This window comes from uncultured Kluyvera sp., assembly GCF_902485085.1.
Taxonomy (GTDB): domain Bacteria; phylum Pseudomonadota; class Gammaproteobacteria; order Enterobacterales; family Enterobacteriaceae; genus Kluyvera; species Kluyvera ascorbata.
In genome coordinates, this window is the sequence record NZ_CABTJS010000014.1 from 12,237 (window position 1) to 26,780 (window position 14,544).

The 14,544-nt window shown below is 56.0% G+C and carries 14 protein-coding genes and 1 pseudogene; 11 read left to right on the plus strand and 4 right to left on the minus strand.

Features of this window, described 5'->3' with window-relative positions; genetic code table 11:
• Positions 1-124: 124 nt before the first annotated feature.
• Positions 125-613 (plus strand): cupin domain-containing protein, encoded by a 489-nt coding sequence (locus RDN66_RS02500; protein WP_035897345.1) that lies wholly within the window; start codon positions 125-127, stop codon positions 611-613.
• Between the two features lie 172 nt (positions 614-785).
• Positions 786-2,033, plus strand: coding sequence for a conjugal transfer protein TraF (locus RDN66_RS02505; RefSeq protein ID WP_202216748.1), 1,248 nt, complete (start codon positions 786-788; stop codon positions 2,031-2,033).
• A 108-nt stretch (positions 2,034-2,141) separates the two neighbouring features.
• Here the strand turns inward: RDN66_RS02505 and RDN66_RS02510 are convergent, their stop codons facing one another.
• Both RDN66_RS02510 and RDN66_RS02515 read right to left on the minus strand, forming a co-directional pair.
• On the minus strand, positions 2,142-2,477 hold the full coding sequence (locus tag RDN66_RS02510) for a type II toxin-antitoxin system HicB family antitoxin (RefSeq protein ID WP_227675121.1): 336 nt from the start codon (positions 2,475-2,477) through the stop codon (positions 2,142-2,144).
• Complete coding sequence (locus RDN66_RS02515; RefSeq protein WP_202216747.1) at positions 2,474-2,737, minus strand: type II toxin-antitoxin system HicA family toxin; 264 nt, start codon at positions 2,735-2,737, stop codon at positions 2,474-2,476. Before RDN66_RS02515 ends, RDN66_RS02510 begins: the two co-directional genes overlap by 4 nt.
• A gap of 144 nt (positions 2,738-2,881) precedes the next feature.
• Between RDN66_RS02515 and dusA the strand changes: the two genes are divergently transcribed.
• Entirely contained in the window at positions 2,882-3,877 is a 996-nt protein-coding gene (gene dusA / locus RDN66_RS02520) for a tRNA dihydrouridine(20/20a) synthase DusA (protein ID WP_202216746.1), read from the plus strand.
• Between the two features lie 139 nt (positions 3,878-4,016).
• A complete protein-coding gene (gene pspG / locus RDN66_RS02525) occupies positions 4,017-4,256 on the plus strand; it encodes an envelope stress response protein PspG (protein WP_035896763.1) in 240 nt (79 codons plus the stop codon).
• Positions 4,257-4,428: 172 nt separating this feature from the next.
• On the opposite strand, the gene RDN66_RS02530 is transcribed toward pspG, so the two are convergent.
• Positions 4,429-5,412 carry a quinone oxidoreductase gene (locus RDN66_RS02530; protein WP_202216745.1) on the minus strand — a complete coding sequence of 328 codons (984 nt, stop codon included), beginning with the start codon at positions 5,410-5,412 and terminating at the stop codon, positions 4,429-4,431.
• Between the two features lie 66 nt (positions 5,413-5,478).
• Here RDN66_RS02530 and dnaB point away from each other — a divergent pair, with 66 nt between their 5' ends.
• From dnaB to RDN66_RS02555, 6 genes and pseudogenes are all read left to right on the plus strand, one after another.
• Entirely contained in the window at positions 5,479-6,894 is a 1,416-nt protein-coding gene (gene dnaB, locus RDN66_RS02535; RefSeq protein WP_035896759.1) for a replicative DNA helicase, read from the plus strand.
• Positions 6,895-6,931: 37 nt separating this feature from the next.
• A complete protein-coding gene (gene alr, locus RDN66_RS02540) occupies positions 6,932-8,011 on the plus strand; it encodes an alanine racemase (protein ID WP_308537526.1) in 1,080 nt (359 codons plus the stop codon).
• Positions 8,012-8,020: 9 nt separating this feature from the next.
• Positions 8,021-8,204 (plus strand): annotated as a pseudogene (locus tag RDN66_RS24260) (hypothetical protein); the annotation flags it as partial.
• Positions 8,188-9,381 (plus strand): aromatic amino acid transaminase, encoded by a 1,194-nt coding sequence (gene tyrB, locus RDN66_RS02545; RefSeq protein ID WP_123652243.1) that lies wholly within the window; start codon positions 8,188-8,190, stop codon positions 9,379-9,381. The pseudogene RDN66_RS24260 and the gene tyrB, both read left to right, overlap by 17 nt.
• A 199-nt stretch (positions 9,382-9,580) precedes the next feature.
• Positions 9,581-10,294, plus strand: a complete 714-nt coding sequence (gene aphA, locus RDN66_RS02550; RefSeq protein WP_035896755.1) for an acid phosphatase AphA — start codon at positions 9,581-9,583, stop codon at positions 10,292-10,294.
• A 132-nt stretch (positions 10,295-10,426) separates the two neighbouring features.
• Positions 10,427-10,780, plus strand: a complete 354-nt coding sequence (locus RDN66_RS02555) for an MmcQ/YjbR family DNA-binding protein (RefSeq protein ID WP_123652258.1) — start codon at positions 10,427-10,429, stop codon at positions 10,778-10,780.
• Here RDN66_RS02555 and uvrA read toward each other — a convergent pair whose 3' ends face one another.
• Positions 10,781-13,606 (minus strand): excinuclease ABC subunit UvrA, encoded by a 2,826-nt coding sequence (uvrA, locus tag RDN66_RS02560; protein WP_123652245.1) that lies wholly within the window; start codon positions 13,604-13,606, stop codon positions 10,781-10,783.
• Positions 13,607-13,860: 254 nt separating this feature from the next.
• Here uvrA and ssb1 point away from each other — a divergent pair, with 254 nt between their 5' ends.
• Positions 13,861-14,388, plus strand: a complete 528-nt coding sequence (gene ssb1 / locus RDN66_RS02565; protein ID WP_035896752.1) for a single-stranded DNA-binding protein SSB1 — start codon at positions 13,861-13,863, stop codon at positions 14,386-14,388.
• Positions 14,389-14,544: the final 156 nt, after the last annotated feature.

Sequence of the window (14,544 nt, forward strand, 5' to 3'; positions counted from 1 at the left end):
GCGTCCTCGGGTTACGGGTGAAACAAACTCCTACTTTACCATGTTATGCCGGAAACGCCGAGTTTCCACCGGTGTGCTATAGGTGTGTTATAGCAGGCGTACTTCACACTCAGGATGAAAAATGATGAAAAGACCCGATTGCATTCGCCATTGGCATGATGTTGAAGGACCGGATGACTCGACTTACCCCGACAGCAACGAGCTTTTTGCCATCGGCGCGCCGTTGGCCCGCGCGCTAGGGCTGCGGCATCTCGGTATTCACCACGAGCGTCTCCCACCCGGCCGTCGCACCTCTTATCCGCATGCGGAGAGTGACGAAGAGGAATTTATCTACGTGCTGGAGGGCTACCCGCAGGCGTGGATCAACGGCTATCTGTGGAAGCTCCAGCCGGGAGATAGCGTCGGTTTTCCCGCCGGAACCGGCGTGTGCCATACCTTTATCAACAACACCTCCGAAGAGGTGCGGCTGCTGGTGGTGGGCGAGGCGAACAAAAAACACAACCGCATCTATTACCCGCTGAACGCCTCGTATGCCGTGACGCGTGAGGATCGCTGGGTCGATCACCCGCCGCAGTTTTTTGGCCCTCACGACGGAAAACCTGGGCGAAATTAGCATCTTCTTCTATAAAGATTAGGGTGCTTATTAAAAATAACGATAACCGTAGAAAATTTCAGTTAGGGGAACAAACCACTTTTTTCCTCGCTATTCACAGCAACAGTTCGTCTCCATCCAGGCGATAACGGATGGAGGGTTGTTTCATTACCGACAATAAGACGAGCAAACTGTGAATAAAAAAGACAAATTTTCGCTAATGGGGGTCGCTGTCTCCTTTTTCGTGGCGGGACAGGCAGGGGCGGCAAATGGCTGGACGGAGGCGCGTAACGACGCAATGGGCGGCACGGGGGTGGCTTCTGCGAATTATGGCAGCGGCGTACTCATCAACCCGGCGCTGCTGGCGAAGGCGAAGCCGGACGACGATATCACGCTTATTGTGCCGACCATTGGTGCGCAGATTTCCGATAAGGACGATCTTCGCAGCAAAATTGATGATATCAGCGACGATGTGAACAACTACCGGCGGGTACTGAGCACGATTAACCTTGCCGATCTTGTCAATCCAAACAGCGCTTCTTCTCGTCAGGTTTCTGCAGCGGCAGGCGATCTGGCGGATCAACTCTCCTCGCTGAAAGGAAAGACGGCTAACGCCAAAGCGGGCGCAGGGCTGGCTATCAGTATCCCTAACGACGTGCTGGACGTGGCGTTTGTCACGAAAGCCAGCGCCAGGGCGCGGGTCAGCTCGTATATCGATCAGGGCGATATCAACCTGCTGCGCGGCGTTGAAGCGGCGCCGATAAGCGCGCTTGGCGTGAATCCACAGGATCTGAAATCGAAGGGCTATGGCCGCGCGGCAATCGTCAGTGACTACGGCGTGGCTATCGCGCGCCAGTTTGACTTCGGCGGTGTGCCGGTGTCGCTGGGCATTACGCCAAAGCTTCAGCAAACCTGGCTCTATAATTACACCGTCTCCATCTACAACTTCAGCAGCGACGACATCAACAGTAGCCGCTATCGCAATGACGATACCGGTTTCAACGTTGATGCCGGTCTGGCCGCTGATTTTGGCGATAACTGGACGGTGGGCCTGAGTGGACAAAACCTGTTCTCTCGCGACATCGACACCAAAGAGGTCGACGGCGTGCGCGATACCTACCAGATTCGCCCGTTGGTCACCGCTGGGGTCGCCTGGCATACCGATATGCTGACCCTCAGTGCCGATGGCGATCTCACCGAAACGAAAGGTTTTAAAAGCGAAGACACCTCGCAGTACGTTGGCGTAGGTGCCGAAGTACGTCCGCTCGACTGGCTGGCGGTGCGTGCGGGCTATCGTGCTGATGTGAAAAACAACGACAGCAACGTCTTCACCGGCGGGGTTGGCTTTGCGCCGTTCAACCGGGTCCACGTCGACCTGATGGGGCTGTACGGCGAAAACCAAACCTGGGGTGCGGGGGCACAGCTGAGCGTTGCGTTCTAACGTAGCTCTCTTCCCGGAGCCGGTGCTGCGCACCTCGTCCGGGCTACAGGGCCATACTATCCTGTAGCCCGGCCAAGCGAAGCGCCGCTGGGGATCTCCCAACTCTTGTTAGCCGTGAGCCGCTCTGGAAAGCGTATCGTTAATCCACTGATTGACGCTTTTCCCCGAGACCTCTGCCGCAACGTTGATGGCAGAGTGAACCTCTGGAGAGATGCGCAGGCTGATTTTGCCACTGGCTGACCGCAGTGGTTCACGCCCTTGTTCTGCACAGTAGGCAATATAATCGTCAACGGCTTCTTCGAAGGCTGTACGAAGGTCCGTAACGTTATCGGCGTGAAAGCCAATCACGTCCCTGATGCCTGCAACTCGCCCGACAAAGCATAAGTCTTCGTCGCTGTAATCAATCTTTGCGGCATAGCCTTTATACGTCATGGTATTCATCATGGAGTTACTCCTACTGCGATAAGAAATGCCATTGCATCACGAACCTGGTAAACCTTTGCCTCTTTATCGGGGTGAGGTCGGTGGAAAGAAGCCACAATCTGATTGATTTCGAACCGTACCCGGGAACCGTTTCCTTCCGATACTTTTGCACCTAACGCTACAAGCAGAGACTCAATTTTTCGCCATTCCAGGGTGGCAGGAGTGGGTAACGAAAATATCAGATGCAGTGTTTTCTGGTGCCTGGCGTTTAATGACTTCATTTATGCTTCCATTCCGTTGTGTATTGCATCCGCCAAAGTGCATTAATGCTATCATTTTATGATATCACATCAAGGCGAATCGTATCCAATTGCGGCCTGTGCTATAGTAGCGCCCCCAATTCACCAGATGCTCAAAACTTCGCCATGTCTTCAGAATCACAACTCAATTTCCCCGCTCACCGTTTCTCCATCGCGCCCATGCTCGACTGGACCGACAGACACTGCCGCTACTTCCTGCGTCTTCTGTCGCAGCACACGCTGCTGTATACCGAAATGGTGACCACCGGGGCGATTATTCATGGCAAGGGCGACTATCTGGCCTATAGCGAAGAAGAGCATCCGGTCGCATTACAGCTGGGTGGCAGCGACCCGGCGGCGCTGGCGCACTGCGCGAAGTTGGCGCAAGAACGCGGTTACGATGAAATTAACCTCAACGTCGGCTGCCCGTCTGATCGAGTGCAGAACGGCATGTTTGGTGCCTGCCTGATGGGCAACGCGCAGCTGGTGGCGGATTGTGTGAAGGCGATGCGCGACGTGGTGTCGATTCCAGTGACGGTGAAAACCCGTATCGGTATCGACGACCAGGACAGCTACGAATTTCTCTGCGATTTTATCGACACAGTTTCCGGTCGCGGCGAGTGCGAGATGTTTATTATTCATGCCCGCAAAGCCTGGCTCTCCGGCTTAAGCCCGAAAGAGAACCGCGAAATTCCGCCGCTGGATTACCCGCGCGTCTACCAGCTTAAACGCGATTTCCCGCACCTGACCATGTCCATCAACGGCGGCATTAAGTCGCTGGAAGAGGCCAAAGCGCATCTGGAACATATGGACGGTGTGATGGTGGGCCGCGAAGCCTATCAGAACCCTGGCATTCTGGCCTCGGTCGACCGCGAAATCTTCGGTGCCGCCGATGTTGATGCCGACCCTGTCGCCGTAGTGCGTGCCATGTATCCGTACATTGAGCGCGAGCTGAGCAACGGCACCTATCTGGGCCACGTCACCCGTCATATGCTGGGTCTGTTCCAGGGCATCCCTGGCGCGCGCCAGTGGCGTCGCTACCTGAGCGAGAACGCTCACAAAGCGGGTGCCGATATCAACGTACTGGAACACGCGTTAAAGCTGGTCGCGGATAAGCGTTAATTTTTTCGCTAAATCCTGGTCAAATTCACCAAGCTCTGCACAATGTTGCGGGGCTTTTTTATTGATAATCAATAAGTTATTTTTGGCACGTTTTTTGTAATAGTTCAGACAGCTACGTATGATTTCTGGGAGAACCACCATGCTGGAACTGTTATTTGTGATTGGATTTTTTGTGATGCTGCTGGTCACCGGGATTTCGCTGCTCGGCATTATTGCCGCGCTGGTGGTGGCCACCGTATTAATGTTCGTTGGCGGGCTGTTTGCTATTATGATTAAGTTACTGCCATGGCTTATCCTGGCGGTCGCGGCGGTGTGGATTATCCGGGCGATTAATTCACCGAAAGAACGGCCATATCGCGGCAATTATCGGAGGTATTGAGGTCCTCGTCACAACCTCAATCATTTTGCATAAAACCTCATAGGATTCGCGTAATAAATCTGTCACTATTGCCGCCGTTAAAGAATTCATCGAGCTGTACCCTACATACAGCCGAACTAAAAAAAGAAAGGGCTTCCTACGGGAAGCCCTAGTCTTTTGTGCGGCAGGAACGTTACGGAATCAGCAGGCTTGACCCCTGCGTAGCCCGACTCTCCAGAATCTCATGCGCGCGCCGCGCGTCCTTCAACGGATACTTCTGGCTCTCCGCCACGTCCACTTTGATAATCCCGCTCGCAATCAGCGAGAACAGTTCGTGGCTAGCTTCTTTCAGCTCATCATAGTTGGTGATGTAGCCGTTAAGGGAAGGGCGGGTGGCGAACAGTGAGCCTTTTTGATTGAGAATGCCAAGGTTAACCCCGGTGACCGGGCCGGAAGAGTTACCGAAGCTGACCATCAGCCCACGGCGCTTTAAGCAGTCCAGCGACGCTTCCCAGGTGTCTTTCCCCACCGAGTCGTACACCACCGACAGCTTTTTCCCGCCGGTTAGTTCTTTGACGCGCTCGGCAATATTCTCATCGCGATAGTTAATCACCTGCCAGGCACCGGCCTGAAGTGCACGCTGTGCTTTCTCCGCGCTGCCGACGGTACCGATAAGCTTCGCCCCCAGCGCCTTTGCCCACTGGCAGGCAATCAGTCCTACGCCCCCTGCGGCGGCATGGAACAGGAACAGTTCGCCGGGTTTGATTTCGTAGGTTTTGCGCAGCAGATAGAAGACGGTTAAGCCTTTGAGGAAAGAGGCGGCGGCCTGCTCGTAGGAGATAGCCGCCGGAAGCAGGGCGACCTTATCCGCCGGGACGTTATGCACCGAACTATACGCACCGAGCCCGGACTGCGCGTAGACTACGCGATCGCCCGCCTTGATGTGCTTCACGTTGCTGCCCACCTGGCTCACCACGCCAGCCGCTTCTGTGCCTAAACCACTGGGCATTGACGGTGGCGGATACAGCCCGCTGCGAATATAGGTGTCGATATAGTTGATACCGATAGCTTTGTTTTCCACCTGCACTTCGTTTTCGCCAGGGGCTGATGGAGTGAACTCGACCGCGTTAAGCACTTCCGGGCCGCCATGTTTGCTAAATTCAATACGGGTTGCCATGCTTCCTCCAGAACGATTATGTGGTAATCTTTCGACCCACTCTTTATCTCGGTAATACCATTCACTATGGCAGCAAATAAACCCTTCAACAAACCGCAAACCGAACCTCGCGTCCGCGATTTTCAGGTAGACGGGCTGAAAGTACCGCCGCACTCGATTGAAGCGGAACAATCGGTGTTGGGCGGGCTAATGCTGGACAACGAGCGCTGGGACGACGTTGCCGAGCGCGTGGTGGCGGAAGATTTTTATACCCGTCCGCACCGTCACATCTTTACAGAGATGGGCCGTTTGCAGGAAGGCGGAAGCCCGATTGACCTGATTACGCTCGCGGAATCGCTGGAGCGACAGGGGCAACTGGACAGCGTCGGCGGGTTTGCTTATCTGGCAGAACTCTCCAAAAATACGCCAAGTGCGGCGAACATTAGCGCTTATGCCGATATCGTCCGTGAACGTGCCGTTGTTCGTGAAATGATTGCGGTGGCTAACGAGATTGCCGAAGCCGGTTTCGACCCGCAGGGGCGCACCAGTGAAGACCTGCTGGATCTCGCCGAGTCCCGCGTCTTTAAAATCGCTGAAAGCCGCGCTAACAAAGACGAAGGCCCGAAAAATATTACCGAAGTGCTCGACGCTACCGTCGCGCGCATCGAACAGCTTTTCCAGCAGCCGCATGACGGCGTCACCGGGGTGAACACCGGTTATGATGACCTCAACAAGAAAACCGCCGGTCTCCAGCCGTCGGACCTGATCATCGTGGCGGCGCGTCCGTCGATGGGTAAAACCACCTTTGCGATGAACCTCGTCGAAAACGCGGCGATGTTGCAGGATAAACCGGTGCTGATCTTCAGTCTCGAGATGCCATCCGAACAGATTATGATGCGTTCTCTGGCGTCGCTGTCACGTGTTGACCAGACCCGTATTCGTACCGGCCAGCTCGATGACGAGGACTGGGCGCGTATCTCCGGCACCATGGGCATTCTGCTGGAAAAACGAAACATCTATATCGATGACTCCTCCGGTCTGACGCCGACGGAAGTGCGCTCCCGCGCGCGCCGTATCGCCCGTGAACACGGCGGCATCGGCCTTATCATGATCGACTACCTCCAGCTGATGCGCGTGCCGTCGCTTTCCGACAACCGTACGCTGGAGATCGCCGAAATTTCCCGCTCGCTCAAAGCGTTAGCCAAAGAGCTGCACGTGCCGGTGGTGGCGCTGTCGCAGCTTAACCGCTCCCTGGAACAGCGTGCGGACAAACGCCCGGTCAACTCCGACCTGCGTGAATCTGGCTCGATCGAGCAGGATGCCGACTTAATCATGTTCATCTATCGTGATGAGGTTTATCACGAAAACAGTGACTTAAAAGGCATCGCCGAGATTATTATCGGTAAACAGCGTAACGGCCCAATCGGCACGGTGCGCCTGACGTTTAACGGTCAATGGTCGCGCTTCGATAACTACGCCGGTCCGCAGTACGACGACGAATAACAACGCTGAATCAGCAAATTCATATCAAGGAACACAAATGCAAGCGGCAACTGTAGTCATTAACCGCCGCGCTCTGCGACACAACCTGCAACGTCTGCGTGAACTGGCACCTGCCAGCAAGCTGGTTGCGGTGGTGAAAGCGAACGCTTACGGACACGGTCTCCTCGAGACCGCGCGAACGCTCCCCGACGCCGATGCTTTTGGCGTTGCCCGTCTTGAAGAGGCGCTGCGCCTGCGCGAGGGCGGGATCACTCAGCCAATTCTGCTGCTGGAAGGCTTCTTCAACGCGACCGATCTACCGACGATTGCTGCCCAGCATCTGCATACCGCCGTGCATAACATCGAACAGCTTGAAGCGCTGGAAACCGCTGACATCAGCGAGCCGGTCACCGTGTGGATGAAGCTCGACACCGGTATGCACCGTCTGGGCGTACTCCCGGAAGATGCCGATGCGTTCTATCAGCGTCTGAGCCAGTGCAAAAACGTGCGCCAGCCGGTTAACGTGGTCAGCCACTTTGCCCGTGCCGACGAACCGGAATGCGGCGCGACTGAAAAACAGCTCGCGATTTTCACCGCCTTCACCGACGGCAAACCGGGTCTACGTTCTATCGCGGCATCCGGCGGCATTCTGCTGTGGCCACAATCGCACTTCGACTGGGCGCGCCCTGGTATCATTCTCTACGGCGTATCCCCGCTGGAACAGAAACCGTGGGGCCCAGACTTCGGCCTGCAGCCGGTGATGTCATTGACCTCCAGCCTGATTGCCGTACGCGAGCACAAAGCCGGTGAGCCGGTTGGCTACGGCGGCACCTGGGTCAGCGAACGCGATACCCGCCTCGGCGTGGTCGCGATGGGCTACGGCGACGGCTACCCGCGCGCGGCACCGTCCGGCACGCCAGTGCTGGTTAACGGCCGCGAAGTGCCAATTGTGGGCCGCGTGGCGATGGACATGGTCTGCGTCGATCTGGGTCCGAATGCCCAGGATAAAACCGGTGATGAAGTGATCATGTGGGGCGATGGCCTGCCGGTTGAACGCATTGCTGAAATCACAAAAGTGAGTGCTTACGAACTTATTACGCGCCTGACGTCGCGGGTGGCGATGAAGTATATCGACTAAGCCTATCGCGTGCCGGATGGCGCTTGCGCTTATCCGGCCTACATCGCGCATTGACCGTAGGCCGGATAAGGCGTTTACGCCGCCATCCGGCAATCTTTTCATCAACCGCTCGACCTTCCTCCCCATCCAGTTTATTGTGTTATTTCCTGCCTTCTGTAAACCTGGAGAACCATCGCGTGTTTCAAAAAGTTGACGCCTATGCGGGCGACCCGATTCTTTCCTTAATGGAACGCTTTAAAGAAGATCCGCGCAGCGACAAAGTTAACCTCAGCATCGGCCTGTTTTATGACGAAAACGGCATTGTTCCGCAGCTGAAATCGGTGGCGGAGGCCGAAGCGCGACTCAACGCGCAGCCGCACGGCGCATCGCTGTACCTGCCGATGGAAGGGCTGAACAGTTATCGTCACACAGTAGCACCGCTGCTGTTTGGCGCCGATCACCCGGTTCTCCAGCAACAGCGCGTGGCGACTATCCAGACACTGGGTGGCTCCGGCGCGCTGAAAGTGGGCGCAGACTTCCTCAAGCGCTACTTCCCGGATTCTGGCGTATGGGTTAGCGACCCTACCTGGGAAAACCATATCGCGATTTTTGAAGGCGCTGGTTTCAAGGTTGGCACCTATCCTTGGTTTGATAGTGAAACCAACGGCGTGCGTTACGACGCGCTGCTGGAAACGCTGAACACGCTGCCAGCGCGCAGCATCGTGCTGCTGCATCCGTGCTGTCATAACCCAACTGGTGCCGATCTCACAAATGAACAGTGGGATGGCGTGGTTGAAGTACTGAAAGCACGCGATCTTATTCCGTTCCTCGATATCGCCTACCAGGGCTTTGGCGCAGGCATGGAAGAAGACGCATATGCCATTCGCGCCATCGCCGATGCTGGCCTGCCAGCGCTGGTCAGCAACTCATTCTCCAAAATCTTCTCCCTGTACGGCGAACGCGTCGGCGGCCTGTCGATTATCTGTGAAGATAACGAGACCGCGCTGCGCGTGCTGGGTCAGCTGAAAGCGACCGTCCGTCGCAACTACTCCAGCCCGCCAAACTTCGGCGCGCAGATTGTGGCTGCCGTTCTCGGTGATGCTGAGCTGAAAGCCATGTGGCTGGCAGAAGTTGAAGGAATGCGCACTCGGATTCTGGACATGCGCCAGGCGCTGGTAAACGTGCTGAAAGAAGAGATGCCGAACGGTAACTTCGACTACCTGCTCAAACAGCGAGGAATGTTCAGCTATACCGGCCTGAGCGCCGAGCAGGTCGATCGTCTGCGCGATGAATTTGGCGTCTACCTGATTGCCAGCGGTCGTATGTGCGCAGCGGGCCTCAATAGCCGCAACGTACAGCGTGTGGCAAAAGCCTTTGCTGCAGTCATGTAAGTAAGTGCTCACGCTGACTCGGAGGTATATGCTGAGCCAGCGTGCTTTCAAAGCATCAAACTGTGATCCCCTTACTTTTTTCAGGATTATTCTGAGATAAACCTTTCAATCGTATCCCTCAGACGGTAAGGTCGCAGTGCTTTTATTTGAAGCAACACTCACTTTATTACAATAACGACTCGACGAATTAAGGGAAAACATGCGCAAGATCACGCAAGCTCTCAGTGCCGTCTGCTTGTTATTTGCACTGAATGCTTCGGTGACGGCTCACGCCTCGTCACCTTCTCCACTCTATCCAGGTACCGACGTTGCGAAGCTGGCCGAACAGGCTCCTATCCACTGGGTTTCCGTGGCGCAAATTGAAAACAGCCTGATGGGCCATCCGCCAATGGCGGTCGGTTTTGATATCGACGATACCGTCCTGTTCTCAAGCCCAGGCTTCTGGCGCGGGCAAAGAACCTACTCGCCGGATAGCCAGGACTACCTGAAGAACCCCGAGTTCTGGGAAAAAATGAATAACGGCTGGGACGCGTTCAGTATCCCGAAAGAAGTGGCCCGTTCGCTGATTGCAATGCACGTGAAGCGCGGCGACAGCATCTACTTCGTGACCGGTCGTAGCCAGACCAAAACCGAAACCGTCTCTAAAACGCTGCAGGATGATTTCCTGATCCCCGGGGCGAACATGAATCCGGTGATTTTTGCCGGTGATGAGCCGGGTCAGAACACGAAGACCCAGTGGCTGAAAGAGAAGAACATCAGGGTGTTCTATGGTGATTCCGATAACGACATCACCGCCGCGCGTGAAGTAGGAGCCCGCGGTATCCGCGTCCTGCGCGCCTCTAACTCGACCTATCGCCCGCTGCCGCAGGCAGGTGCGTTTAACGAAGAAGTGATCGTTAACTCCGAGTACTAACGCCCTATCAATAAATGATGCTTTTTTAGTCAAAATCAGGCGCTGAAAGGTTTATCCTTTCGGCGTCTTGTTGCACACTGAAATGATGCTTTTTTGCACAACATGGTTTGCGAGACTGAGGAGTATAAAATGATGACCAGTTCGGATCTTCTGCTGTACTGCATGGCGAAGCGTGGCGCGGAACAGAGCGTGCACAGCGATTGGAAGGCAACACAGATTAAAGTGGCCGACGTGCTGTTTGCGATGGTGAAGGATGTCGAAGACCGCCCGGCGGTGTCGCTGAAAACCAGCCCCGAACTGGCAGAGCTGCTGCGTCAGCAGCATAAAGACGTTCGCCCAAGCCGACACCTCAACAAAGCGCACTGGAGCACCGTCTACCTGGATGGGTCGCTGCCAAGCTCGCAAATTTACTATCTGGTAGATGCGTCGTATCAGCTGGCAGTGGATCTGCTGCCGGAAACGCTCCGACAGCAGATGTACTCGTGATTAACCCAGCAGAGGCTTAAGGAAACGGGCCGTGTGCGAGGCTTCGCAGTTAGCCACCGTTTCTGGTGTCCCGGAGACGAGAATTTCACCGCCGCCGCTACCGCCTTCCGGACCGAGATCGACAATCCAGTCCGCGGTCTTAATCACGTCCAGGTTGTGCTCGATAACCACAATCGTGTTGCCCTGATCTCTGAGCTGATGCAGCACTTCCAGCAGCTGCTGGATATCGGCAAAGTGCAGGCCGGTGGTCGGTTCGTCCAGAATATAGAGCGTCTGACCGGTGCCGCGTTTGGACAGCTCGCGCGCCAGCTTCACGCGTTGGGCTTCGCCGCCGGAAAGCGTGGTTGCCGACTGGCCAAGACGAATGTAGGTCAGGCCAACGTCCATCAGCGTTTGCAGCTTACGCGCCAGCGCCGGAACGGCATCGAAGAACTCACGTGCCTCTTCAATGGTCATATCCAGCACTTCGTGGATGGTCTTGCCCTTGTACTTAATCTCCAGCGTTTCGCGATTATAGCGTTTGCCTTTGCACTGGTCGCACGGCACGTAGATATCCGGCAGGAAGTGCATTTCGACTTTGATAACGCCATCGCCCTGACAGGCCTCGCAGCGCCCGCCGCGGACGTTAAAGCTGAAGCGGCCCGGCGTATAGCCGCGTGAACGTGATTCTGGCACGCCGGCAAACAGCTCACGCACTGGCGTAAAGACGCCGGTGTAGGTGGCCGGGTTGGAACGCGGAGTACGGCCAATCGGGCTCTGGTCAATATCGATAACTTTATCGAAATGCTCCAGCCCTTGAACGTCGCGGTACGGCGCCGGTTCAGCGATAGTTGCGCCGTTTAATTGCGTCTGCGCAATCGGGAACAGGGTATCGTTAATCAGCGTTGATTTACCGGAGCCGGACACGCCGGTGATGCAGGTAAACAGGCCGACCGGCAGCGTCAGGGTCACGTCTTTCAGGTTGTTACCCGAAGCACCCGTTAGCTTAAGCACTTTTTCCGGGTTCGCCGGAACGCGGTTTTTCGGCACTTCAATTTTGCGTTTCCCGCTCATGAACTGCCCGGTTAACGACTCTGGCACCGCCATAATGTCGTCAAGCGTCCCTTCAGCGACTACCTGGCCACCGTGGACACCCGCGCCAGGGCCAATGTCGATAACGTGGTCGGCGGCGCGAATAGCGTCTTCGTCGTGCTCGACCACAATTACCGTGTTACCGAGGTTACGCAGGTGAATTAGCGTGCCGAGCAGGCGTTCGTTGTCGCGCTGGTGCAGGCCGATAGACGGCTCATCCAGCACGTACATCACGCCAACCAACCCCGCGCCAATCTGGCTTGCCAGACGGATACGCTGCGCCTCGCCGCCGGAGAGGGTCTCTGCGGAGCGGGAGAGGGTCAGGTAGTTCAGGCCGACGTTGACCAGGAACTTCAGACGGTCACCGATCTCTTTCAGTACTTTTTCCGCAATCTGCGCGCGCTGGCCGGAGAGTTTCAGGTTGTTGAAGAAGTCCATCGCGTGACCGATGCTCATGTCGGAGATGGTCGGCAGCGGCGTATTTTCAACGTAGACGTGGCGTGCTTCGCGACGCAGACGGGTACCGTCGCAGCTGGCGCACGGACGGTTGCTGATGAACTTCGCCAGCTCCTCGCGCACCGCGCTGGATTCCGTCTCTTTATAGCGGCGCTCCATGTTGTGCAGCACGCCTTCAAACGGATGGCGACGCACGGACGTATCGCCACGGTCGTTGATGTATTTGAATTCAATCGACTCTTTGCCGGAGCCGTAAAGAATGGCTTTCTGCGCGGCGGCATCAAGGCTTTCCCACGGGGCTTCAACGTCGAATTCGTAGTGTTCTGCCAGCGACTTCAGCATCTGGAAGTAATAGAAGTTACGACGATCCCAGCCGCGAATCGCGCCACCGGCCAGCGACAGCTCAGGGTTCTGGATAACTCGGTCAGGATCGAAATACTGCTGCACGCCCAGGCCGTCACAGGTTGGGCATGCGCCCGCTGGGTTGTTGAACGAGAACAGGCGTGGCTCAAGCTCGCGCATGCTGTAGCCGCAAATCGGGCAGGCGAAGTTGGCGGAGAACAGCAGCTCTTCTGCTTTCGGGTCGTCCATATCGGCGACCACCGCCGTGCCGCCGGAGAGCTCCAGTGCGGTTTCAAACGATTCCGCCAGACGCTGCGTCAGGTCATCGCGTACTTTAAAGCGGTCAATCACCACTTCGATGGTGTGTTTCTTCTGCAGTTCCAGCTTTGGTGGATCGGACAGATCGCAGACTTCGCCGTCGATGCGCGCGCGGATATAGCCCTGACTTGCCAGGTTCTCCAGCGTTTTGGTGTGCTCGCCCTTACGTTCTTTAATGATCGGGGCCAGCAGCATCAGGCGCTTGCCTTCCGGCTGTGACAGCACGTTATCGACCATCTGGCTGACGGTTTGCGCCGCCAGCGGCACGTCGTGATCCGGGCAGCGCGGCTCGCCTACGCGGGCATATAGCAGGCGCAGGTAGTCGTGAATTTCGGTAATGGTACCGACCGTCGAACGCGGGTTGTGTGACGTCGACTTCTGCTCGATAGAGATCGCAGGCGACAGCCCTTCAATATGATCGACATCCGGCTTTTCCATCAGCGACAGGAACTGGCGCGCATAGGCAGAAAGCGATTCTACATAGCGACGCTGCCCCTCGGCGTAGAGGGTGTCAAAAGCCAGTGAGGATTTGCCAGACCCGGACAGCCCGGTCACGACAATCAGTTTGTCGCGAGGGATGACGAGGTTGATGTTTTTGAGATTATGGGTGCGGGCGCCCCGAACTTCGATCTTATCCATTCACCTTTCCCGGTAGAGGAGATACACGGATTGCCTGGTTTGTTAGAAGGACAAACGGCAGAAACGGCTAATTATGACACAACTTAACCTGAATGAATATACAGTATTGGAATGCCGATTCCGGATGCTGTTGAAAATTGCAGCGGGATAAGATGTTTAGTGGAATCTGTCTCGCAGCTACCAAAATACCGTCTGGAAATGATACACTGGCGCGTTTACACTTAATCAAGATTCATTTTTCAGGAGAGACAAACATGGCCAGCAGAGGCGTAAACAAGGTGATTCTCGTCGGTAACCTGGGCCAGGACCCGGAAGTACGCTACATGCCGAATGGTGGCGCAGTTGCCAACATTACGCTGGCTACTTCCGAATCCTGGCGTGACAAAGCGACTGGTGAAATGAAAGAGCAGACTGAATGGCACCGCGTTGTGCTGTTCGGCAAGCTGGCGGAAGTAGCAGGCGAATACCTGCGTAAAGGCTCTCAGGTTTATATCGAAGGCCAGCTGCGTACCCGCAAATGGACCGATCAGTCCGGCGCTGAAAAATACACCACCGAAGTCGTGGTTAACGTTGGTGGCACCATGCAGATGCTGGGTGGCCGTCAGGGCGGCGGCGCACCGGCAGGTGGCGGCCAGCAGCAGCAGGGCGGTTGGGGTCAGCCTCAGCAGCCACAGGGCGGCAATCAGTTCAGCGGCGGCGCGCAGTCTCGCCCGCAGCAGCAGTCCGCTCCGGCACCGTCTAACGAACCGCCGATGGACTTCGATGACGATATCCCGTTCTGATTCATCGCCGTCCCGGCGGCATTTATCAAGACGACAAAACCCTGCTTCGGCAGGGTTTTTGCTTTTTTAGTGCGCACCATCAGACCACATCGGCACCGCTTCGGTGCGAACATTGCTCCGCGTTAACCTCCGCCTTTTCTGTTTTATTCATATAAC